Annotated in this window: 25 protein-coding genes and 1 tRNA gene; 10 read left to right on the forward strand and 16 right to left on the reverse strand. The window is 58.7% G+C overall.

Annotation, left to right across the window (positions count from 1 at the left end):
• Positions 1-73 precede the first annotated feature (73 nt).
• Positions 74-1,675, reverse strand: coding sequence for a long-chain-fatty-acid--CoA ligase (locus NED97_RS04680; RefSeq protein ID WP_252489564.1), 1,602 nt, complete (start codon positions 1,673-1,675; stop codon positions 74-76).
• 197 nt (positions 1,676-1,872) lie between these two features.
• Here NED97_RS04680 and NED97_RS04685 point away from each other — a divergent pair.
• From NED97_RS04685 to NED97_RS04715, 7 genes are all read left to right on the forward strand, one after another.
• A tRNA-Ala gene (locus tag NED97_RS04685) sits at positions 1,873-1,944 on the forward strand.
• A 159-nt stretch (positions 1,945-2,103) separates the two neighbouring features.
• On the forward strand, positions 2,104-2,343 hold the full coding sequence (locus tag NED97_RS04690; RefSeq protein ID WP_252489565.1) for a DUF7563 family protein: 240 nt from the start codon (positions 2,104-2,106) through the stop codon (positions 2,341-2,343).
• Positions 2,336-2,935 carry a J domain-containing protein gene (locus tag NED97_RS04695; RefSeq protein ID WP_252489566.1) on the forward strand — a complete coding sequence of 200 codons (600 nt, stop codon included), beginning with the start codon at positions 2,336-2,338 and terminating at the stop codon, positions 2,933-2,935. The genes NED97_RS04690 and NED97_RS04695 overlap by 8 nt, the downstream gene beginning before the upstream one ends.
• Before the next feature lie 157 nt (positions 2,936-3,092).
• A complete protein-coding gene (locus NED97_RS04700; protein WP_252489567.1) occupies positions 3,093-3,386 on the forward strand; it encodes a hypothetical protein in 294 nt (97 codons plus the stop codon).
• 289 nt (positions 3,387-3,675) lie between these two features.
• Positions 3,676-5,295 (forward strand): DUF7845 domain-containing protein, encoded by a 1,620-nt coding sequence (locus NED97_RS04705; RefSeq protein ID WP_252489568.1) that lies wholly within the window; start codon positions 3,676-3,678, stop codon positions 5,293-5,295.
• A 343-nt stretch (positions 5,296-5,638) separates the two neighbouring features.
• Positions 5,639-7,066, forward strand: a complete 1,428-nt coding sequence (locus NED97_RS04710; protein WP_252489569.1) for a HEPN domain-containing protein — start codon at positions 5,639-5,641, stop codon at positions 7,064-7,066.
• Positions 7,067-7,297: 231 nt separating this feature from the next.
• A complete protein-coding gene (locus NED97_RS04715; protein ID WP_252489570.1) occupies positions 7,298-7,552 on the forward strand; it encodes a DUF7692 domain-containing protein in 255 nt (84 codons plus the stop codon).
• A 67-nt stretch (positions 7,553-7,619) separates the two neighbouring features.
• Here NED97_RS04715 and NED97_RS04720 read toward each other — a convergent pair whose 3' ends face one another.
• The 9 genes from NED97_RS04720 to NED97_RS04760 form a co-directional block, all read right to left on the reverse strand.
• Positions 7,620-8,342 (reverse strand): hypothetical protein, encoded by a 723-nt coding sequence (locus tag NED97_RS04720; protein WP_252489571.1) that lies wholly within the window; start codon positions 8,340-8,342, stop codon positions 7,620-7,622.
• 282 nt (positions 8,343-8,624) lie between these two features.
• Complete coding sequence (locus NED97_RS04725) at positions 8,625-9,008, reverse strand: hypothetical protein (protein ID WP_252489572.1); 384 nt, start codon at positions 9,006-9,008, stop codon at positions 8,625-8,627.
• Positions 9,009-9,162: 154 nt separating this feature from the next.
• The gene (locus tag NED97_RS04730; protein ID WP_252489573.1) at positions 9,163-10,341 is read right to left on the reverse strand and encodes a hypothetical protein; all 1,179 of its coding nucleotides are present in this window, start codon (positions 10,339-10,341) and stop codon (positions 9,163-9,165) included.
• Complete coding sequence (locus NED97_RS04735) at positions 10,334-10,540, reverse strand: hypothetical protein (protein WP_252489574.1); 207 nt, start codon at positions 10,538-10,540, stop codon at positions 10,334-10,336. Before NED97_RS04735 ends, NED97_RS04730 begins: the two co-directional genes overlap by 8 nt.
• On the reverse strand, positions 10,537-11,346 hold the full coding sequence (locus tag NED97_RS04740; RefSeq protein WP_252489575.1) for a hypothetical protein: 810 nt from the start codon (positions 11,344-11,346) through the stop codon (positions 10,537-10,539). The genes NED97_RS04735 and NED97_RS04740 overlap by 4 nt, the downstream gene beginning before the upstream one ends.
• Entirely contained in the window at positions 11,343-11,867 is a 525-nt protein-coding gene (locus NED97_RS04745) for a hypothetical protein (protein WP_382205943.1), read from the reverse strand. Before NED97_RS04745 ends, NED97_RS04740 begins: the two co-directional genes overlap by 4 nt.
• Positions 11,868-11,920: 53 nt before the next feature.
• Positions 11,921-13,696 carry a hypothetical protein gene (locus tag NED97_RS04750; RefSeq protein ID WP_252489577.1) on the reverse strand — a complete coding sequence of 592 codons (1,776 nt, stop codon included), beginning with the start codon at positions 13,694-13,696 and terminating at the stop codon, positions 11,921-11,923.
• Positions 13,696-14,259, reverse strand: coding sequence for a PGF-CTERM sorting domain-containing protein (locus NED97_RS04755; protein ID WP_252489578.1), 564 nt, complete (start codon positions 14,257-14,259; stop codon positions 13,696-13,698). The genes NED97_RS04750 and NED97_RS04755 overlap by 1 nt, the downstream gene beginning before the upstream one ends.
• Before the next feature lie 23 nt (positions 14,260-14,282).
• On the reverse strand, positions 14,283-14,714 hold the full coding sequence (locus NED97_RS04760; protein ID WP_252489579.1) for a hypothetical protein: 432 nt from the start codon (positions 14,712-14,714) through the stop codon (positions 14,283-14,285).
• A gap of 109 nt (positions 14,715-14,823) precedes the next feature.
• Here NED97_RS04760 and NED97_RS04765 point away from each other — a divergent pair, with 109 nt between their 5' ends.
• A complete protein-coding gene (locus tag NED97_RS04765; protein ID WP_252489580.1) occupies positions 14,824-15,009 on the forward strand; it encodes a hypothetical protein in 186 nt (61 codons plus the stop codon).
• 120 nt (positions 15,010-15,129) lie between these two features.
• Here NED97_RS04765 and NED97_RS23445 read toward each other — a convergent pair whose 3' ends face one another.
• Positions 15,130-15,438, reverse strand: a complete 309-nt coding sequence (locus NED97_RS23445) for a DUF7344 domain-containing protein (protein WP_455429869.1) — start codon at positions 15,436-15,438, stop codon at positions 15,130-15,132.
• 284 nt (positions 15,439-15,722) lie between these two features.
• Positions 15,723-16,508: a hypothetical protein gene (locus tag NED97_RS04770; RefSeq protein ID WP_252489581.1), complete on the reverse strand. Its 786-nt coding sequence runs from the start codon at positions 16,506-16,508 to the stop codon at positions 15,723-15,725.
• A gap of 323 nt (positions 16,509-16,831) precedes the next feature.
• Here NED97_RS04770 and NED97_RS04775 point away from each other — a divergent pair, with 323 nt between their 5' ends.
• Positions 16,832-17,329, forward strand: a complete 498-nt coding sequence (locus NED97_RS04775; protein WP_252489582.1) for a type IV pilin — start codon at positions 16,832-16,834, stop codon at positions 17,327-17,329.
• 54 nt (positions 17,330-17,383) lie between these two features.
• Here NED97_RS04775 and NED97_RS04780 read toward each other — a convergent pair whose 3' ends face one another.
• The gene (locus NED97_RS04780) at positions 17,384-17,656 is read right to left on the reverse strand and encodes an ArsR family transcriptional regulator (RefSeq protein WP_345781223.1); all 273 of its coding nucleotides are present in this window, start codon (positions 17,654-17,656) and stop codon (positions 17,384-17,386) included.
• A gap of 759 nt (positions 17,657-18,415) precedes the next feature.
• On the opposite strand from NED97_RS04780, the gene NED97_RS04785 reads away from it, so the two are divergent.
• The gene (locus NED97_RS04785; RefSeq protein ID WP_252489584.1) at positions 18,416-19,426 is read left to right on the forward strand and encodes a tyrosine-type recombinase/integrase; all 1,011 of its coding nucleotides are present in this window, start codon (positions 18,416-18,418) and stop codon (positions 19,424-19,426) included.
• A 572-nt stretch (positions 19,427-19,998) separates the two neighbouring features.
• Here the strand turns inward: NED97_RS04785 and NED97_RS04790 are convergent.
• The 3 genes from NED97_RS04790 to NED97_RS23070 all read right to left on the reverse strand — a co-directional run bounded on the left by NED97_RS04790 (position 19,999) and on the right by NED97_RS23070 (position 22,360).
• Complete coding sequence (locus NED97_RS04790; protein ID WP_252489585.1) at positions 19,999-20,730, reverse strand: FAD-dependent oxidoreductase; 732 nt, start codon at positions 20,728-20,730, stop codon at positions 19,999-20,001.
• Between the two features lie 186 nt (positions 20,731-20,916).
• On the reverse strand, positions 20,917-22,164 hold the full coding sequence (gene kynU / locus NED97_RS04795; protein ID WP_252489586.1) for a kynureninase: 1,248 nt from the start codon (positions 22,162-22,164) through the stop codon (positions 20,917-20,919).
• 70 nt (positions 22,165-22,234) lie between these two features.
• The gene (locus NED97_RS23070) at positions 22,235-22,360 is read right to left on the reverse strand and encodes a hypothetical protein (protein WP_256493409.1); all 126 of its coding nucleotides are present in this window, start codon (positions 22,358-22,360) and stop codon (positions 22,235-22,237) included.
• Positions 22,361-22,366: the final 6 nt, after the last annotated feature.

Raw genomic sequence — 22,366 nt, forward strand, 5'->3', positions numbered from 1 at the left:
CATTATCTTTGTTGGGGATCGGTCAATCGGTGCCAGCACCGAAACCGGCCGACGGCGAGGGTACCGCAGGGCGCTACTGCTGGCCGACCCGTCGCTCCGCGTCGTCCCAGTACTCCTCGCGGAGTTCGTACTTCTGGACCTTCCCGGTCGCGGTTTCGGGAAGGTCGTCGACGAAGTCGACGCTGCTCGGTTTCTTGTAGCCGGCCAGGTGCTCCCTCACGAACTCGACGATTTCGGCCTCGTCGGGATCGGATCCTTGCCGGGGGACGATCAGCGCTTTCGGCGTCTCTCCCCACTGCTCGCTCGGGACGGGGATGACGGCGGCCTTCTGGACGTCCGGGTGGTCGTAGAGGACGTCCTCGAGTTCGATGCTCGAGATGTTCTCCCCGCCGGAGATGATAATGTCCTTCTTGCGGTCCTGGATGGCGACCATGCCGTCCTCGTCGATGGTGGCGAGGTCGCCGGTGTGGAAGTAGCCCTCAATGCGCTCGTTGAACGCCTTCTCGGTCTCCTCGGGCTTGTTGAGGTAGCGGTCCATCACCTGGTTGCCGCGGACGACGATCTCGCCGATCGTTTCCCCGTCCCGCGGGACGTTCTCGCCGTCCTCGTCGACGACCCTGACGTCGGTACAGAGCGTTTCGAAGCCCTGCTTGACCTTGAGTTCGCGCCCCCGCTGGGCGAGCCGGCGCGGCGAGTTGCTGGTCGTGATGATCGGCGCGGTCTCGGTGAGCCCGTAGATGTGGATGATCCGCCAGCCGAACTCGTCCTCGACGGTCTCGATGGTGGCCGTCGCGGGCGCGCTCCCGGCGGTCGCGATCCGGACGTCGCGGTCGCCGGTCGTCTCGAGGTCGTCTCGATCTTCGTGGTACTGGATGAGGTTGTTCAGCACCGTCGGCGCGCCGCACATGAACGTGACGTCGTACTCCCGGACGCGGTCGAGGACGCCCTCGGCGTCGAACGTCCGCTGGCAGACGTGGGTTGCGCCGGTACCCGTGATGGCGTAGGTGTGCCCCCAGCCGTTGCAGTGGAACATCGGCAGCGTCCAGAGGTAGTTGTCGTCGTCCCGGATCTCCATGTGCTGGTTGAGCACCAGCGCGTGCCAGTGTTCGGTCCGGTGGGTCCGAACCACGCCCTTCGGGTCGCCCGTCGTGCCCGAGGTGTAGTTGATGCTGGCGTCGTCGTCCTCGTCGATCTCCGGCCGGTCGGGTTCCTCGGTCGGCCGGCCCTCGAGGAACTCCTCGTAATCGAGCCAGTCGCCACCCTCGATCTCGTCCGCCCGATACCCGACGTACGTCTCGGCCGGGATCGAGTCGCGAACGTCCTCGACCTTCTCGGCGTAATCGTAGTCCGCGACGAGCGTGTTCGCCTCGCAGTCGCCGAGGATGTACTCGTACTCGCCGCTCGTCAGGCGGTAGTTCAGCGGGACGAACACCGCCCCGAGTTTGTTCGTCGCGTACAGCGTCTCGATGAAGTAGTGGGTGTTCGGCGCGAGCAGCGCGACCCGATCACCCTGCTCGACCCCGCTGTTCGCGAGCGCGTGCGCGAGCTGGTTGACGCGCTCGTTCACCTCGGCGTAGGTGTACTCCGTGCCGTCGTGGGCGATTACTCCCGCGACGTCGTCGTAGAGGTCGACGGCCCGGTCGAGGAAGTCCGTCGTGAGCATCTCCTGTTTCATTGGTAGACACTAACAGACAACCACGGGACCTGCTTAATTTTTTGCTATCGATCGGCGGCCCGTCGTGGGAATGATGTTCGAGGGATGAAGCGACTCGAGCCGGTACGGGACCGCGTCCCACGTCACTGCGCCCCGTCGCTGTCGCCCGATATCGAGGGGTTTATACTCACGTGTGCAAAAGCAGGGAGTGCGTACGAGGGCTCGTAGATCAGCGGTAGATCATCCCCCTGGCACGGGGAAGGCCCCGGGTTCAAATCCCGGCGAGTCCATCCGAATTCTACTTCCGTATCCAGGGAATTAAAACCTCGAGTAGCGTCGCTGTCCGTCTCGAAATCGCCGGAATATCCGTTTAGAGAGTCTCCCTACACAGGTGAGTTCATCCGGACCCCGCACGCACCCCTTCGGTGTCTTGCGGTTAGCAGAGGGAGGTGGTCGGCATGACGGTCGCTCCCTGGCCGTCGACCGACAACTCGAGTTGTCGCAACTGTGGCACCCACGTTTCTGACCGGTTCCGTCGCGTCTACGGCGACAATGGCAACCACGCCCACCGCTGCGGCGAGTGCGATACCTTCGCTCGGCTGAGCCGCGGTTCTGCTGCTGGAAGGGATGTCCCGATCCCGGATCCCGAGACGTCGCCCGGCCGTCACGGAGGTGAGGCCGATGTCTGAACGCCTCGAGTGGCCGCCGGAGTTCGACCGAACGCCGACGGACGAGCGAACCCGGAACAACAGCTTCGACGTCTCGCTGGCGAAGGCGTTCGACGATCTCGAGGCGGAACTGTCGCGACTCGACGTCGACGACTTCCGCTACTCGTTCGACGCTCAACAGCGCAAGCGAGATCAGCGACCGTACGCCCGTGCGAACCCGAACGATCCGAGTTTCGTACTCCACTGGAGTATGGGCGGGGAGCAGTACGCGGTGGCCTGCGACCGGTTCTCGCAGCTCCGCGACAACGTGCGAACCGTCGGGCTGTACGTCCGCGAGAAGCGGAAAATGGAGCAGCGGCCGGTCGTCACCGGCGAGTCGGAGTTCGCGAACGCGCGGCTACCGCCGGCCGACGAGGAACCGATCGCCACGGAGGTGCCGCCGCATGAAATTCTGGACGTCGCTCCGAACACGAGCGAGTCCGATGTCCGGAGAGCGTTCCGGGAAAAGGTCAAAGACGCCCATCCCGACAACGGCGGGAGCACGGCGGCGTTCCGTCGAGTCAAGGACGCGAAAGAGGCGATGTCGGTCGACGGGTCGGGAGGTGGCCGATGACGGAGTTCGTTCCGGCGAGTCGGCTATATCACGTCGAGAGTCGGACGCCCATAGCCCATCCGACGGAGCAAGCGACCGACGAGCAGGTTCGGTGCGCGCTCGAGCGTCGCGAATTTGCACAGTCTGAGAACTCTACGCGAAATGCAGGGGGTCGGCGATGAGTTCCGAGGTTCGACGTGACGGTCGCGACCTCGAGGAAGAACTCGCGAGCCCGGCAACCGGACACATCGGGATCCCCGTCGACGCCAAGTGCGTAGGCTGTGGGCGCGTTCGCGTCAAGCGCGTACGTCTCGAGGAACTCGACCAGAAGCCGACCGTCGAGCCAGCGACGCTCGAGGCGGCGGAACTCACGTCGTTCAAGCACGTGTGTTACCCGTGCGAGGGTGCGACGTGGTGGAACCCGGTCGCGGTCCTCTCAGGACTGCTCGAGAACGGGGGTGAGTCGCCGTGAGCGACGATACTTATCGATCAGCATATTCGTCGAAGCGTCGCAATCCCTCAGAGATTGCTACAGCAATAGTAATCAATCCTCCAACGACAGCCAGTAGCGTCAATTGCGGGATCACTGCCGCGAGTGCGGTCAGTTGTATTACGATAGCCATCAGAATTAGATCCTTTTGCCGTTCTCTTTGCCTATCCATACGGGCAGTCATATCAAACTCTACACAAGTATCTTTTCTTTCAAAGCATTCAGACCAGTCACTACAGCCGGATACTAACCACGAGCGGGGTGCGTAGCCGTGTCCCAGGTCGACACGACGCCGCACGAAGTCGAGGGCCGCTGGAAGTGGCCCGACTGGGGCCGCGGACCGTACGACGCGCTGTCGTCGGTGATGCTCGGGCCGCCGTTCGAAGGCTACCTCGAGCTGGACGTCGAGATCGACGGCGAGCCGTGGCATATCAAAGTGAGCTACAGCAAGTCCGGGTTCGCACCGCGGCTGTCCGACGGGATCAACGCCGAGCGGCTGTACGAGTGGGATATCGTGGGCCGTGGGCGCGGCGAACGGAAGGCGTCGTACAACGTCTCGCCGCGGTTCCCGAACATGCGCCACTGGGAAACCGGTGATCCGGTGAACCTCCCGTGGGAGAACCAGGTCGGCGAGGTCGACGGGGTCGACGTCGAGTTCCACACGAGTAACGTCGAACCCGAGCGCGGGCTCGAGTTGCTACCCGAGTTCTTCGCGGCGATCTTCGAGGAAGCCGGCGAGCGGATCCACTCGGAGTACTTCCGGACGGATCCGCACCCGGCGAGTCGGATGTGGGCGTACGAACGGTACGTCCGGATCCGCCGATCGTGGGCTGAAAAGCTCTCGTCGGCCGGCGTTCTCCAGAAGGTCGTGCATCACCTCGCCGACCTCGAGGGCGTCAAGGCCGAGTTGCACATCGACAACAAGGAGGTCGTCAACCACCAGAACCGGCTCTTTTTGAACCCGGCGTCAGCCGGCGAACTCCTACCCGGTCACACCTACGGCCGGAAGCTCGAGATCTACCAGCTGGCGGATCCGGACGCGGTCTCGAAAGATCACCCGTCCTACCACCCGAAGGTGGAGGTGCTAGTGAACAAGAAGATGAACGCCGGCGAGGCGTGGGCGTGGGCCGATCGACACGACGTCACCGAGCAGATCGAAGAGACGCTGTTGAACGCGCTGCACTGGGAAGACATCCCGCTCGCGCCTGACGGAAACGGCGTCTACGTCGCGGACGATCACTTCGACGCGGTGGCTCGAGAGCAGCCCGTCGAACTGTACGAGGATCCGACGCCGCGCCTCGAGGCGAAGACCGATCACCTGTTGATGACGACGCTCCGAGATATGGGCGAGACGGCACGCGACGTCACGGAGTCGGTCGCAACCGACGGCGGTTCGACCGTCGACGGTCTCGCCGACCAGCTGGGGAAGCACCCGGCGACGATCTACCGGGCGATCGAAGATCTCGGCGACGTCCTCGAACTGGACCAAGGCGACATCTCGTTCCGCGTACGGAAGTACCGCGACGAACTCCGGGCGCTCGTCGAGAGCGCGGAGTACGCGATCGAAAACTACGCTGATCGGATCCAGCACGTGATGGGCCTCGCCGATCACATCGCGGAGTCCTCGCCGTTCCAGCAGTGGCTTGCGGAGAACGGCGCCGAGATCGAGTTCGACCAGGAGGGCGAACCGAAGCGGATGCGGATCGACACGATTCTCTCGAATCTGAAGGCGAGTAGCTTCGAGAACGTGTGGGCCGTCGCTGCGGAAGCGCTCGAGAAGTGGTCGAAGTCAGGTAACGATCCGGCCGTCCTTCGGCGAGCGGAGCTGACCTGGAAGACGCCCGGTGGCGGAACCGAACTCGGATTCGTCGGCGCCGTCGCCGACCGCTAAACCGACCTCGGTAGTGGCAACGCTCTTTTGGACCTTCTTTTCAGCAATTCAGATTGTACTATAGTCGCGACTGTCCAATTCTGGTTGTAGTTCTCGCCTCGAGGGCGGGATCGGCGCCGCGATCGCGCCGCGAGGCTGCGGGTCGGTTTCGCGCGCAGCGCGAAACGCCCCTTGCCGAGTGTCCCCAAGGGGACAGAGTCAAAAAATTACACCGCCCCGCCCCCGCCTTTGCCCAGCAGATCTCCAGTTGAAGCACATGAAATAGTGGTCCAGATAACTACCCTTTCAGTATATATGGAGGTAGTATCAAAGAATATAAATAATACAAATCTCATTTCAAAATATGAATCAAGAGTTTACTGATGACCTATATGCAATAATAGACGATATTGAAGATACAATTAATGAAAACATTGATGGTTTTCCTGAAGTTGAAGTCACCTATTGGGCTAATAATTGTGACAAGTATGACTATGATGAAGTAGTGGACACATATATGAGGAATGGCGGTTCTAGTGGGAATCCTGTCAAACTATCTCAGGAAAAGGATACAAAAGTAAAAATACCTCGAGAGGCCAAGCATGAGAACACTATTTCAATAATTGAGGAGTCAGATCAATACCAAAATGTACTCGATATATTACAGAGGGAGATGTCTGAGAGAAACAACAATGAGGCTACAAGCCAGCAAATACCATCTTATTCCGAAGAGCGACCTGAGTCATTGCTAAGTAAATTTGTTACTGTTGTAGTTGATGAAATAATTGAGTCTGAATCTGGTGAAATAGGCAATAAAAAAAGAGCTAATTTGATTTCCTCTTTTAACAGAGAAATTGAAAAACCTCTAATTAGCTATAATATGGATATATTCTTTTATGGTATAGCATGCAATTTTGAATCCACAGAGTTAGAAAATGGTATGAACATATCTCAAACTAGTAGTTCTGATTTAGAATATAGAACCCATTTGGATCGACCAATGATAATGAATTTGCGATTAGCTCCAGTTAAGCCACCAACTCTGAAATTATCATACGATATAAAATCTGAAGACATGAATACAGTATATAAGGAGATCGATATTATTTCAGCTCTTCTGAGGCTTTATTCTGTATCTACTGCAACGGTTATAGGGCACGATATTAATGCACAATCGCCTCTACGAAGAGGCACCCAACGTTGGGTTGATGCAAATAGAAACTATCGGTTTGTATCTACACTGGAAGATGGTGATCAAGAGCATATTAATAATTTCATGGAAGTAATTGAGAGAAGATTCCGAGAAGAAATAATGGAAAGACCAAATCAAAATCATCTGACCATAGCACACGATAGATATGAAAGTGCACTTACTGGAGATAGTACTGAAAGCGCAATAGCCTCTACGATTATGAGTTTAGAAGCACTATATCTAAAAGAAAATGAAAAAGGAGAACTTTCAGAAAGACTCGCTCAACGCACTGGAATGCTACTAAGTTGTTTGGATTATCAACCTATGGAAGTATATTCTAAAATCAAAAAAGGATACAGCGTGAGAAGTAGTTATGTCCATGGAACTAAGACAACAGATAATTTCTCTGATAAGTTATCTATAAGAACAGCATCATTTGCACGTAAATCAATGATAATGTTTCTTCAAATGAAGTCTGAATATGAGAAAGAAGAATTGATCTCAAAACTCGATAATGCAATCATGTCACCAAACGCTCGACAGCAATTTGAAGAAGATCTTGATGAAATCTGTGGTTATAAGCCTCTAAAAAGTCACTAACAGTATTGCTCAACGCTTTCTTCATCCACCCCCAGGGGTTGCACGTCGCCAAATCCGGTTGCCCGAATATGCACACGAGACGTGAACTGCCGTGTGCATATCTCGAGTTGATTCGCCGTTCGAACCACTGTTCTTCTACGATGGAGTGAGAGGTTCGGCCGGTTTTGGGCCGAAATAGGCCGTTCAGTGAGTCGAAAAAACTAGGATATCGCGGGTCGTGTGTACGAGAGTATGCGAATCCGAACCGACGGCGATTACGCCTATCGACGAGACGCGATCGAACGAGCAGCTGAGTTCTACGACTGTAACAAGACCAAGGCCGTAGTTAGTGCGTGCGACGACGTTCCTCACTTCGTCCGCGCTGCTCGCCAGGTCCTCGAGCGCGACGATCTCACTCTCGAGCAGCGCCGGGAGATCGCCGAGACACTGAGCACTCGAGCAGTCTCCTTCGGAATTAGTACTGAAATTAATACGAGATCTAAGTAAGGGGCCAAATTGATCGATTTTCCGCTTGAGTTTTCTGGAGGATTTCTTAGAAAGGGTCATTAAATGGCTATGCGGGAGCGAATTCAAACAACATCAATGTGAAGAAAAAGAAGAGGAGAACTAAACCAACAGCAATGAGCATCACTAAAAAAGCGATTACCCAATGTTTGTCTCCGTCCACTGAGGGCCCTCCAGTGGATATGCTGTGAGTTCCAACTTTGAGTTCAACTCCGTATCCGATAAGAGAAAGAGCCAACGCCACGAAGCCCATTGTGAGAAAGAGAGTGACCGCTGCTGCAGCGTTCAAAGCTGCGTAAAAATATCCTGGTACGGTAGCAGGAGCGGATTCATCTACAATTGGCTCCTCCACTACTGGTTCTTGTACAATCGGTGCATCTACTGGCTCTTCCACCGCTGGTACTCCTTCTCCTGGCGGTGGTTCTTCGACTTCCGGTTCTTCCTCGTCATACATTACATCTTCATTGTCCGCCTCATCCTCCTCGTCGGATTGTTCATCGTCCGCCTCGTCCTCCTCATCAATTGGCTCTTCTTCCTCGTCAATCGGTTCTTCTTCGATTGGCACGAAGCCTCCAATCAATATTCCAGCAAAAAGGAACAGTGAGAAAGACAATATAAAAATAGAAGTTAACTTCCATTTCCTTCGAAGACCGTATTTTACCGCAAGTATTGCAGATGATAGAAATCCACTAATCAAGATTAGAAGTACTAACCATCCCGGAATTGCTATCCAACCTATAATATAATAGATCGGTAATGTTGTTACGTTCATATCTTATACTAACATCACATAGGTTAAAAATGAGGGACCATATTCCAGCGATCGCTTAAAATACTAAATACATTATGGTACATAAAACCATTATATCACGTTTTCAGCACATATATTGTGAATAGGGAGAAAACCGCGCGTCGAAGCATGACTAGCGCTATTTCTAGTCAGTGCTATTCAACGCTGTTGACAAGCAGTGATTCGATCTATCCTGTCGAAAACCAGTGAATATTCGAAGACATGGACCAGATTAGTATGGCTACTATAGCTGGACTTACCTTATCAGAATATAGTACCAACTGAAACCTTCGCCTGAGCGGTTCCCCGGTGATCACCGCCGCCATGCCACCGAAGTAATGGAAGGTCACTTGACCGAACCATCTTATCACAAACCACCGTGCATCCCGATCGCCCATGTGGCCGATACACCACGAAACAGTACCACCCGTCTGCCTGCCGTAGTTTCTCGTGGTACTTTCGATAGACCTTGAAGTTTCCCGGCTGCCCATCGCTGTGTTCGAGCATCGTACTCTTAATCTCGACCGGCGTTCCGTTCCCGAACTTGGCGTCGTGCCAGCTTGAGCGCTCCAAGTCGAACCGTCGCTTCTTCGCCATCCGTTTCTCGCAGATTGTTCCGAAGTGGTTCGCTCGCTTCGAGCGATTCATACACACCACGCGCATCGCGCGCCGATATATATCAACTCCTCCTCACGTCTCGACGAGCGCCCATCGGTCGCCTCGCTCCCCGCGGGAGCGAGCGATGGGCCGGTTAGTGTAAAGGGGGGTGTCTTACCGTAACCAACTAACCAACTCGGCTCCCTCATGCGATTATCTCCTCGACCCTACCAAGCGTCTCTCGGTGCTGTCCGTCGTCGCGGTACTCCTTCCACCGCGTATTGACCCATCCGTGGCTGTACGGCACGAACGTGGCGGTTTCACGGTCCGTCATTCCCTCCTCTTTGCACCTGATCGCGGTCCAGATTGCGGTCATCTTCGCGGCCTCATCAGCCCCCAGCTCGTCCGATTTCTCGCCGTACTCCGACCAGCGCCAGTCGCTCGCTTCCTTCGTGTTGTACCGGAGGTCGGTCGGGGGAACGCCCTCAATCTGTCCCTGGATATCCGCGAGTTCTGCATTCCGGATCGAGTCGGCGATAACGGCCTTCTTCTTGCTGACCTTCTTCACGATCGTGCCGACGCGCCACAGCATCGGGTGGATCGATCGCTCGCCGTGCGCGATGTAGATGAGTGCCCCACCGTACTTCCGGATCTTGTAGACGAGCGGCGCCATCTTCTGCCGGGTTTCGTACCCCTGCTTTCCGGTCCCGCTCGCGGAACTCGAGAACTCGTCGCCGATGAACAGCTTCGGCCGTTGGCTGTGCTCGAGCGGATCGCCGTCCTGTTCGACCCATTCCATGAGGGTTCCGTAGTCGGGGATCCAGCCGTCCTGGACGTCGCCGTCGTCGTCGACCCAGCGGTTCTTCTCCTCGAGCGACTGGATGTTCGTGCCGAGCAGCGAGTCGTTCTGATGGAGAGCTCGCCACCGTTGCGCGAGCAGACAGGCGAAGTCGGTCTTTCCGGCACCCATCTCGCCCAGAACGACGATCACCGGTGCCGGGCCGTTAATCAGTTCGTCAACTTTCCCGATTGCTTTCAGTCCTGAGACGTCCGCTCGCTGTGACGTGTCTCCAACCATGTGCTTGATAGTCGGCATATCGCTGTTCTCCATCGCTTTCCGGAAGGTTTCGGTTCCTTCCATCATTCGAATCTGTTCGTTCTTTCGCAGATCCTTCGCCATTCCTGGCATCTTGTCGGGCCGCTCGGCCTCGCGAGGATCGTAGTGGATCTCCCGCACGGCCATCGCTCGCGAGACCTTCTCGTCGCGAACGATTGCACCGTGGTCGGCGATCTCCCGGTTATCCCGGTCGCTGTATCCCTCCTGGTGTTCGCGCGCCTGTGCCGCCGTGAATAGCGCCTGCTGGTCAGCCTGTTGGTCACTCATAGTTTTCTCGAACGTCTTCGTCGGTCGCTTCCTCGAGCTCGGTTCCGCCGTCGGTCTCTGTATGGCGCCCATGTCCATCGCGGCGATCGCGGCCGCCGTCCCGGTCCCGCCGGAACGAATCGACGACGACGAGCAGAACGACGTTCATGAACAGACTCGCGCCCATGCCCACCGCGAAGACCGTCGCGACGTCGATCATCGCTCGGTTCCTCCGTCGGTTTGCATCGGCTCCATCGTCACGTCGGCATCGCTGCCACCCGGATTCTCGACCGGATCGTAATCGTGTTCGTAGTTGCCCAAGTCGCTGATCTCGTCGGTCGAGAACTCGTTCGCGTCCGTCTCAGCTGCCTCGAAGCGTTCCTTCACGCTGGTTCGCTGCGTCATGAGACCGCGTTCGTCGGCCTCCGCCTGCGCGTTGATCGAATCGCGTTCGATCTCGACGCCCATCTTCGAGATCCTGGCGCGGAGCTTGTTGTAGGCGATCGCCGTTTCGATCAGCTCGCCGTGGATGTCCTCGAGCATCGTCTTGACCGTGACGAGCTTCGAGTCCGCGAGCTGCGAGAAGTAGCAGCCGGTGACGATGAGCGTCCCGTTCTCTCCCTGATCCGGATGCCAGTCGAACTCTCGAACCTCGAACGCCTCCTCGTCGTTGCATCGGTATGGGCTTGGGCCTTCGACGGTCTTGTTTTCCCAGACACCGGGTTCAACGTAGAGCTTCTCTCGAACGTCCTCGACGCCGTTGATGTGGTGCACGGTCACCATGTTCCGCTGCCGGAGCGCTCGAGCCCCGGTCACGAACAGACCGAGCAGCGGCGGCCCCAGGAGCAGAGCGGCGGCGAACCAGCCGAAGACGATCGGTGGAATGCCAGGCACGGACGGCCGAAGCCAGACCAACGCCGCGCCGAGAGAGACGAGAACGCCGAGAACGACCAGTTGGCCCTCGGCCGCGACGTAGGTGATCCGGTCGGACCAGCCGCCGAACGTGGCGCTCGTCTCGTCGCTCATGCTTCGATCACTCCTGATTCTTCGCTTTGGACGACGTACCACGCGCCGATTCCGGCCGTCCCGACGGTCATGATAACTCCGGAGAACAGACCGGATTCACCGCCGAAGTGACGGAACGGGTTTTGCTCAACCTGTCCGGAACTCACACGCGCACCTGTGCCCTGTTGGAGTGATCGCCTCGTCGCGATCGCGACGCCGGCGCCCTGCGTATCGGTGACCGCGAACGTGACCGTATTCTCTCCCTCGTCCAACTCTACCTCGTCGTAGTTGAACGAGCCGGTACCTTCCTCCCAGTCGCTCGCTTCGGTCATCGAAACCTCCGTTTCCTCGTCGGCTTCGATCGTGATCGTGAACATTCCCGGCGCGTACTCCCAGTCCGTGATTCTCGTCTCGCTGTCGATCTCCTGCTCGTAGTCGTCGCGCGTCTCGGCGACCGTCTCGTTCGCTTCCTCCTCGAGCGGGTCGGCGGCCTTGTCGGTCGCGTTCTCCTGCGCCGCGACCGGGCCGGCGCCCATGCCCATCGCTAAAAGCAGGGCTGCTACCGTGGCAAAAATAAAAATGCGTTTCATGTTGGTTAGGTCCAGGGGAGTAGGTCGGTCACCGCGCCGACGACCGCAAGAACCACAACGCCGATGATCGCGACTCCGGCGAATGTGTCGCCTCCGAAGCCATCGCCACCGAAGGTCGGGAGTCCCCAACCATCCTCCTCCTCGTCGTCACCGTCGTCATCGTCATCATCTTCGTCTTCGTCATCAGTGATTTCGCCACGGCGTTCGTCAGACTCCTCAAGCGCCTGGATGAACGCGTCGGCGTCGTACGATTCGTACTCCGGTCCGCTCATGTCGATCGAATCGACTTCGTTTCCGTCAGCGTCCCACAGCGTCGTGACGGTGAACTCGCCCTCGAGCAGCCGAACCTCCTCGCCACCGCCGACGACGATGGACGGGTTTCCGGGGAGTTCGTCGATTCCCTCGTTCTCTCCGCCCGCCTCGTACGTCGATTCGTCAAGGACGGAAACGCGATCGTCGAACGTGACGTAGGTCGTATCCGCCTCGATTATCCCGCCGGGCGGAGATCGGGCGAACATTACGCCCTCGTACGTACTTCCGTCGACTTCGACGGGTTCATACGTGATCGTTCCGTCCGGTTCCTCGGTTCGTTCGACGTCGTTGGCTCCGGTGAACTCGATCTCCATGCGGGATTGCAGATCGTCAGGGCCCTCGAGGTCGAGCAGGTGCCGGAGTGCGAGGGTCAACTCCTGCCCGGAGTCCTCGGCGTCGCCGGAAAGGTGCCGGACCATCCCCTCGGCGCCGCGGACGTCGTTCGGGTCGAGATCTCCCGCGTCCATCGCGGCGTACAGGTCGTCGGCGAGCCCGTCCGGGTAGGCGTCGCGAACTGTCTGCGCCTGCTGCTCGAACCGCTCGAAAACTTCCACGACGGGGCGGTAATCGTACACGTACTGGCTCTCGAGGCCGGACGTGGTGTTTTGGACCATGAAGTTACCGCTCCAATAGATGTCCATGCTCCCGCCGTCGTAGCTGGAGTACGTAACGAACTCGTTCGCGACGTCTGCTCCCTGCCAGTCGCCGAACGGTTCGAACTCCATGAGGTAGTCCTCGCTGTCGTAGTCGGTGTTGAGGATCATCGTCGCCGCGACGACTTCCTCCTGGGTTCCGTCGACGAGTTCGACGGTAGACGCGTGGGTATCTCCCGTCAAGCGCGATCCCTGATAGCTGCCGGCCATCTCGGCGTCGTCTGGAAGCCCGATGTGAAAGAACTCCTCGGGGATGTCCGCGTAGTCGTTGGCTGTCCCGGCGAGGTACGCCAACTCCGCCATGTGGGCGTTCGCCATCTGGAGCGTCTGATTCTGTTGGTGGGCGAAGTACTCGAGAATGGCGGCCTTCGCGTCGGCGTCGGCTTCCGTCGCCGTCTTTCCGTCCTCGTACGCGTTCGCGATCGCGTTTCGAGCGTCGAGGCTGGCGAGCGTCTCCGTGTCCTCGAGGTCGTTCTCCTTCGCCGTGATCTCGCGGAGCAGGCTGTCGTGAAGGGATTGGCCCGAGACGTGCAGGTCGTGCTCGATCTCCTCTACTGTCCCCTCTTCGTCGATCTCCGAATCTGGATCGGCGAACCCGCACGAAACCGGAAACGCAAATCGAAGTTTCGAGTCACAGGTGCCCTCGAAACTGAAGTTGTCACCCAGTGCCCTTTCGGAGCCGAGCGTTACCCCCGCTGCTGAAGCCCCGGCTGCAACTGCCGTCGATTGAAGAATCTGCCGCCGCGACAGCGTGCATCCAGGTTCGACCTCGTGGGCTTTGGGCTGTGGGCTGCTACTGTCATCCGAAGCCGACATCAGCTACCCCTCCGTGCAGCGAGCGCCCCGGCCGACGCGATCGCCGCGATCGCCACCGCGACGCCGAAGCCAGGCGAAGCGTCCATCGTCTCGGTTCCGAACTGGGCGCCACCGATCGACTCGTCGTCAGCCGCGACGAACCCGCTCACGATGTGGTTCGCATCGTGTTCGACCTCGATGATGGCGCGGTATTCGGTCTCCGGGTCCAGCTCGTCGTCGGTCGTCGTCCCGACGCTGTACTCGTTCGTGACGGTCTCGTTCGGCGATCCGATCACGGTGTCCTCGAGCACGGGAGTCTCGTCGATCTCCGAATCGTTGTATTCTGTCTCGTCGTAGATCGTGAGCTCCACCGTCTCGTTTCCGGTGTTCGTGAACTCCTCGGCGAACTCCAGATCCAACTCGACGTATTCGGTCTCGTTCGTCGTCTCGACTGTACTGTTACCGATTTCTTCCCATTCGGTCCCGTCGGTCTCTTCGGCCGCGCCGATCGCTGCGAAGCCGCCGACCGCGAGCGTCAGTAGTGCCAGTGCAACTGCCGCCGTCGTGATTTTCGAAAATTGCATTGTTGATGTCTCTCCGGTGAGTTTTACTTGTAAGCGATAACGTAGAACGCCGCCGCGTTCAGGATGACCGAGAACCAGCCGAGGTACCACATGGACTCCATAGTGATCTGAACGGCCGGTACGAGCGCGCCGAGCACGTTCAGCAGCACGGCCAGAAGCACAACGACTGTCTCAACGTCGGTCCATTCCTCCGGCGTACTCTCGTTCGTGAGCCACGCCGTGATCAGCACCCCGATCGAGATGATGAAGGCGTACGTGATCTCCGTCCCGTGGGCGGCATAGAGCGCGTCGTTAAGCGAGACGTTCAGCGGAGCGCTGAACTCGAGCGTGCCGACCGCGCCGATCGAGAACGACGCCAGGACGAACAGCGGAGCGAGCAGGCTGTCTGTAAGGTCGATACCGTCTTCCCGACGTACTGAATCGGGAACGTATTTCGCTGGTAGGCTGAGTGCCATCCCCGCTGCCTGCTTTCCGCCGCGACGAAAGTGTCAGGAAAACCACCGGGAACCATAGGGAAAGGAGATAGTCACCAAGTTTTATGGGAAGTGGGGTTGCCCGCCGTGTATGGCACTGAACAAGTTACGCCAGTTGGACCAGGATTCGGTCGGCGTCACGCTCCCGAAGGACGATATCCGCATCGAAGGACTGCTTGACGAGGATGGAACGCTCGAGGGTGATCACCACGTCCACATTCGGCACGTCGACGAAGGCGAATGGGCGCTCGAGCTCGTCGACCTAATCGACGTGTGAGTGAGTTATTTCCGAAATTTACAGATACTCATTTCTAAGAAGGGAATCTTGTTCGAATCAGCTGCTATGTAGACCTGCGAACTGAACGGCACATTCACTTCCATTCAGACTGAAAACGAGTTATCGGTTTGCAATAGCAACTGCTAGTGCTTCTAATTCAGAATGACCATGATACCGTACTATGTCGCTTCTCTTGTCGTACTCAAGATATCCGACCTCTGCCAATCGAGGGAGCACTGAGTGGTACAACTGTCCAGATACTTGTTCTCTGTCTCCATGTGCCTCTTTTTCGAGATGGTCAATGAGATCGGTGAGTTGTACAGTGTCTTCCGATGAATTCCGGAAATACGAGAGGATAGGACGACAGTGCTGAGTGGCACAGATAGTTAGCAGGTCGTTCGTCTCGTCAGCCTGTCGTGGGTTTCCCATTTTCGTGGTTCGCTTGTTGCAGCACACGTTTGGACTGGGTATGCGAACCACGTGAGAACTCACGGGAATGGACGACGGCACGCCGTCGTCAGAACGTCCACTGCGTATTAGAGCAGACGCACACTATGTAATTTCGGGCGCTGTACTTTAGATAAGGGGGTGTCAATAATATAAGGGATTTGGTAGTATGTCTGTCAGTAACTGACAAGCGAACACTCGCTAAGTCTGTCTCCTGTACGTAACACGACTACCGAATCTAAATCAAATAAACAGACGCAGGAGTTTCACGTCACGACCCCGAGCGACCGTGCCGCATCCGCTGAAATGACGATGTACTTTTCGCGGAGTTCGACCCCTCCACCGGCGACGTCAGAAATCAGCTCAGCCAGGTTGGAGAGATAGGTTCGGTTCCGGTCCTCTCGAATCGTGAGCGTGTCTCTCCCTTCGTGTTCGACGGCCCTATTCTCGAGATAGGCGTACACGAACGTCTCCCGAACGTCGGCCGGTGCGTCCTCGAGGTACGACGGGAGTTCGAGTCGCTGTTGGGCTTTGGGCCCGACTGGCGCACCGAGCACGGCGAGCACGCGCCCCAGAACGATCCCGTCCTCGGTCGGTCGAACTTCGTCGGCCCGGCCGTCGCGATCGTCGTCGATCTCGTAGTCGACGTTCGCGAGTTCGAGGGCGTCGAAGACGTGCGAATCCTCACCATGGTGATTGAGCGTAAACAACGCTCGGTAGTTCTCCTCTGCGATCGATCCGCCCGAGAAGACGTTCGCGACGAGCGCGTTCAGGCCGGTGAACTCCGGGTCGTCGTAATTGACGTCGAGCCAGCCGTGGGCATGGGCGGCTTCGATCGCTCGGACCGAGTCGGGTGCGCCGCCGTCGTCGATCCAGGTCCGAAGTCGAGATCGCGGAAGGTCTAGGGCGCTCGCGGTCGCGCTGGATTTCGTGTCGTGTTTCGAGGCGTACCTGGTGGCCCGGCGGTACTGCTCGACCGCTTCCCAGGCGTCAGGGTAGGCCCCGCCGTCGTAGGTGCGCGCGAGTGCGCGGTCGGTTACGAAATCGGTCATGCTCGAGTCGTGTAATTCCAGCAATATATTGGTTGCTTTCCGAACCTATTCCGGATAATCGCAAGCAGGGGTCGACTTCAAGACGGTGCTGTAGACCTTCTATCACTCACTGATTATCAGTTCTGAAAGTCTTATAGGATGTTTTGATATTCACGATACTATAAATATATATGCAAGCAGTTTCGTCGTAACTAATAGCACCAAACGGCGGAAGGATGGAAGGGCGCTGTGGGTTGGCTGACCCCAATCCCCACATACGCATGTCACGGGTCCAGACTCGAGACGATAATCCTTGCGACCGTTCATCGGTGCGGAAAACAACAATGTTCGACAAACTCGGAAAGAAGCTCCTCGGAAACGAGGAGGAACGTGCTGTATCGCCAGTGATTGGCGTCATCCTTATGGTGGCCATCACTGTGATTCTCGCAGCTGTGATCGCTGCGTTCGTCCTGGATATGGGTGGTAGTCTTAACGAAGAAGCACAGGCAGGCGTTAATCTTGATGTCGACAGTAACGAACGCGACATTCAATCAACGTGGACTTCTCAAGGTAATTCTGATGAGATTGACGTAACTATTGAATATACGGTCATGGAGTCGGGAACTGAATCTGATCAGATAACGGTGAAAGAAACGATTAGCTCCGTTGGAAGCTCAGAAAGAGTTGATTGGGCCGCTCTAACTGATGATGCGGAACATTCCGAAATCACGGATAGCACTGATGTGACCGACGCTGAAGGCACTATTACTGCGACCGCATCCATCGATGGTGGTTCAAGTACGGTCGTGGCTACCGAGAGCTTCGAATTCGACGAGCCGTAACTGAATAGTCTTTCAATCACTCGTTTTCGCGCTCTAACTACAAGATTAGGGAGTCTACAGCTGCAGATCTTCAGAATTTAACTCGCCTAAGAGATATGCTTGGCCATGGTCAGTGATTTGGTAAAGTCCACGATCTTCATCGTAGTATTCTACGAGGTTTCCCTCTTGGAGTGCTCGAAGCCGACGCCGAACATGAGAGATCTTGTAGTCAATGTTTGCCTCGACGGTGGTCGGGTTCGCCACAAGTGGTTCGTTTCCTTCGTTCAGTAAGAACTCGAGGATTGCATCGTCAGCTCGCGTCATCCAGTCCACCCGTGGCCGTCGCATTCGAGTAGCAAGACACACAGCACCGTGATAGCTGTCGTGATACCGTAGCGTATCAGCATCGTTCACATCTCTATAGTGCATTGTTTGATGCACTAGATTGAAGTACCCGCCGTTCCTCGGTGAGCGCAACGGAAGCCAGACGGACCCGCCGGTACCCGGTCGGGTCCTCGAGAAAACACGCGGACCCGGTGTTAGGGGCACCGGCCCGCCTGGCTCCCGTATCTAAGGTACGGAAGCATGACAGCAAATGATCCCGCGGGGAATAAAGACCCCGCTCGAGCGCATCGATCGGCCCGGTGCCCACGGCCCACGAGAGGTTCGGAAGCCGGGTTCGGAAACATCGGAAACGGCGGAGTCCCGCCGAGACCGGTCTACGGACGTGTTATTCACGATATTCTGAGTTTCGGAAACATCGGTACCGATGCTCTGACCATTAAGACGGCTGACTCGAGAGGGTATATTACGCCGACGGACAGCAGCCGCACGCGCCCCAGCTCCTACACTACGGCGCGTGCGGTTCGTCCGCGGTCCCAAGACTACTGAGACCATGACAAGCGAGACACGCAACCACGGTAAACGTACTGGATACTGTACTGAAAGCGAGAGTTTCACCCTCGTCGGTAGCTGCGACGTGCCGACGTGTGACGGCCCCGCCAGGAAAATCACCCCGGAGGGATACGTCTGCGACGCCTGTGCATCGGCGGTCACCGCCGAGTACGGACGGGTTCGCGATCGAGATCTCGAGGCTGCAGGTGAACGATGAGCCAGGACCTCGAGCCGATCACTCCCGCGGAAGCGGTGAACCTCTACATAAATCACCGCGAGCCGGAACTTTCGGACAAGAGTCTCCAGAATCACCGTTACCGGCTGAACTCGTTCGTCGACTGGTGCCAGGAAACCGGCGTCGAGAATCTGAACGATCTCTCGGGTCGAGATCTGCACCGGTTTCGAACCGCGCGCCGAGATGAGGGTATTGCGAAGGTCACGCTTCGCGGCCAACTGGCAACGCTTCGCGTGTTCCTCGAGTTCTGCGCGTCGATCGACGCCGTCGAGTCGGGAATGCGCGAACGCGTGTTACTCCCCGAGGTCGGCGCCGACGAGGAATCGAAAGACGAGAAACTCGACGAAGAACGCGCAACCGAGTTACTCGACTATCTCAACCGGTTCGCGTACGCCTCTCGCGAGCACGTGATCGTTGCGATCCTCTGGCACACCGGAATTCGACTCGGGAGCCTCCGCGCGTTCGATCGCGGCGACTTCGACGCCGACGAACAGTGCCTGGATCTCGCCCACCGACCAGAGACCGACACGCCGCTGAAAAACGGCACCGCTGCCGGGCGGTCGATCGCCGTCGGTGAAGAGTTCTGCCAAGTCATTCAGGACTACATCGATACGCACCGCCACGACGTCACCGACAAGTACGGTCGACACCCGTTGATAACCAGTTCCCAGGGCCGGCTTTCTTCGACGGCGATCCGGCGGGCGATCTACAAGACGACGCGGCCGTGTCTCCATAGCGAGTGTCCGCACAATCGCGAGCGAGAGAACTGTGAGGCGATGCTCCACGATCAGGCGAGCCAGTGTCCGAGTTCGAGGTCTCCCCACGGTCTTCGCCGTGGTTCGATTACCAGCCACCTCCGCGACGGGACGCCGGAGGAGATCGTCACGGACCGGATGAACGTCTCCGGTGACGTCCTCGACCAGCACTACGACCGACGCACAGAGCGCGAGAAAATGCAGCTCCGACGCCAGTTTATCTCCGACGCATGATGACCGAATACGCCACGTTCCGACCGCACACGAATCGTATCGCCGAAACCGCTACTGAGTCCGTTCAGAAAGTGAACGAACCCTCGTATTCCGCACCCGGCGCGGGGGTGCCACCCCGGCGAGTCCATGATTCTTGCGCGGCTCACAAATTCGTGAGCAGCGCGAATCGTCGTCGAAGGAGGGATTCGTAGCCCTGGAAGTCGCGGTTCGAAAGACGCGTAACGTCTTTCGTCACTGAGCGGGATCGAAGATCCCGCGAGGTACGCGAACCCGAAGGGTCCGCTTGATCACGAGAGAGCGAAGCGAATGATCGTCTTCCTTCGGGTTCAAATCCGACAAGTCCTTTCACTCCCGTTCGTTCCGTTCACTCCAGTCCACTCGAATTTCTGCCGTAGTACGGTTCTATACCGCAAAACGGGCCTCGGGCCGACCGAATTCGCTACGTTCAGACTGGCGACTGCCCTCTCGCGGAAAGCGCTCGGCAGACGTCCGAACGCGGAGTAGCGTCTGCCCCCGTTTTTCTGAACGGACGGATGTAGGTAGCGCGAACGGCCGCCGGCTTCGACTGTCGGTCACCGGACGTTCGGGTGTTGTTCCGGTTCGTCCGGGTGCGGGTCCGCGAAGTACTCCCGCGTGACCTCCATCGACTCTCGCTCCCGTCGTCGTCGTTCCTCCTCGTCGATCTCTTCGACTCCGGGCGGGACGTTGATCCCGCGCTCGGTGAAGTAGCCCTCCGGGGCGACCCAGTCGTGGAAGAAGCCCCCGCCGTGGTCCTCGAGCAGCGTCACGGCGACCTCGGCGCCGTGACCGGCGGCGACGATCGTCTGGTGCGGCTTCGCCGCGAGGCGTCCCGCCGCGTAGAGCCCGTCGACGCCCGTTCGGCCCCGTTCGTCGGTTTCGACGAATCCGTTCCCCTGCTCGATGATCTCGACGCCCTCGATGCCGCTCAGGTAGTCGGTCGCGTTCTTCGTGGCCGCGATCACGTACGCCGCCGAGCGGTCGTCGCCGGACGCCGTCTCGATCGAAAATCCGTCGTCGATCGGTTCGATCCGGGTGACGTCCGCCTCGTGGAACGTACATCCGGATCGCTCCGCCTGATCCCGCATCATGTCGAGAAGCAGTCGGGAATTCACCCCGGCCGGGAACCCGGGGTAGTTTTCCAGGTGGGCGTTGCGTCGAAGGAGCGGACTGCCGGCGGAGAGGACGACGGTATCGAATCCGTGTCGGGCCGCGAAGATCCCCGCCGCTCGTCCGGCGACTCCGCCGCCGATTATCGCCACGTCGGAGTGAACGGTCTCGGACATGCGTGGTGGTACTCCTCGGAGGCTGATCAAGGTACATCCGCGTGCGGTCGCGACCGCCGCGAGCGTCGCGGGATCCGTCGCGTCGCTCCCCTGGACGGGCGTCGACGCCGAACGGACGACATCCGCCGCGCGGATTCGATACCGTCGTCTCGACGGCCGGAACGCCGACGACGAGGTACCGCGCCATCAGGTGACGTCGGCGTCTTCCGGTTCGATCCCCTCGTACGCTCGTTCCTCGAGAACCCCCACAAACTCCTCAACGACTCGATAAACGTCTTCGAAGCTCGTGTACAGCGGGGACGGACAGACCCGGATCGCGTTCGGCGCCCGGAAGTCTACCACAACATCGCGCTCCTTCAGCGCGCGGCTCACCCCGTAGGCCTCCGGGTGCTCGAGCGCGACGTGGCCGCCCCGCCGATCCGGCTCCCGCGGCGTCCCGACGGTACACTCCGGCAGTCGCTCGTCGGCGAGCGCGACGAGGTACTCGGTTAGCTCGAGGGACTTCTCGCGGATGGACTCGATCCCCGCGGCCTCGATCGTCTCGAGGGCGCCCTCGAGCGGCGCCATCGCGAGCACCGGCGGGGTTCCGATCTGGTAGGCGCCGGCGTCCGGCGCCGGGGTGTACGTGGAACGAAGCTCGAACTGCGTCTCCTTCTCGTGGCCCCACCAGCCCGGCAGCGCCGGCCGCCGGTCGAAGTGGCGTTCGTCGACGTACAGTCCCGCGGGCGCACCCGGCCCGGCGTTACAGTACTTGTAGTGACACCAGACGGCGAAGTCGACGCCGACCGACTCGAGCGCGTGGTCGACGACGCCGACGGAGTGGGCGAGGTCGAACCCCGCGAGCGCGCCGTGGTCGTGGGCCGCGCTCGTCAGTCGCTCGAGGTCGAGCAACTGTCCCGACCGGTAGAGCACCGAGGGCATGAACAGCACGTCGACGTCGTCGGAAAGCGCGTCGACCACGTCGTCTTCCTCGATCGTGCGACCGTCGCGAGACTCGACGACGACCAGGTGATCGTCGGGATCGAGGCCCCGCCGTCGCAACTGCGCCCGGATCGCGTAGTGGTCGGTGGGGAAGTCGAGTTCGTTGACGACGACCGTCCCGTCCTCGAGGAAGGTGTCGATCAGCGCGTGGATGTTGACCGTCGTCGAGTTGGCGACGCTGACTTCGGAGCCCTCGGCCCCGACGAGCGGGGCGAGGCGGTCGCCGAGCGTCTCCGCGTACTCGAACCAGGGCGGATCGCCGTCGGTCCAGCCGCCGATGGCCCGCTCGCGCCACTCCTCGCGGACTCGCTCGAGCGTCCGCTCCGCGCCCTCCGAAATCGGACCCAGCGAGTTCCCGTCCATGTACAGTCCCGGGACGTCGAAGCGGTCGGCGAACGGCTCGATCGGATCCGCCGCGTCGCGTTCCCGCGCGGCGGCACGACTCGTATCCATACTGGAGCAACGAACGGCGCCAACGAGGAAAGTTCCGTCTGTTCTTTCGATTCGCGCCCACCACCCGCGTTCAACTCGGGTCCTCGTCGATCCCGCTGAACGGCTGCCAGACGCCGAGCAGGACGGCGAAGAAGCGGACGCCGAGCCCGATTCGCAGTCCGATCTCCTCCCAACCTGCCGTTTCGAGACGAGTCACCGGTGC

Origin of the sequence: Natronococcus sp. CG52, from assembly GCF_023913515.1 — an archaeon.
GTDB lineage: Archaea > Halobacteriota > Halobacteria > Halobacteriales > Natrialbaceae > Natronococcus > Natronococcus zhouii.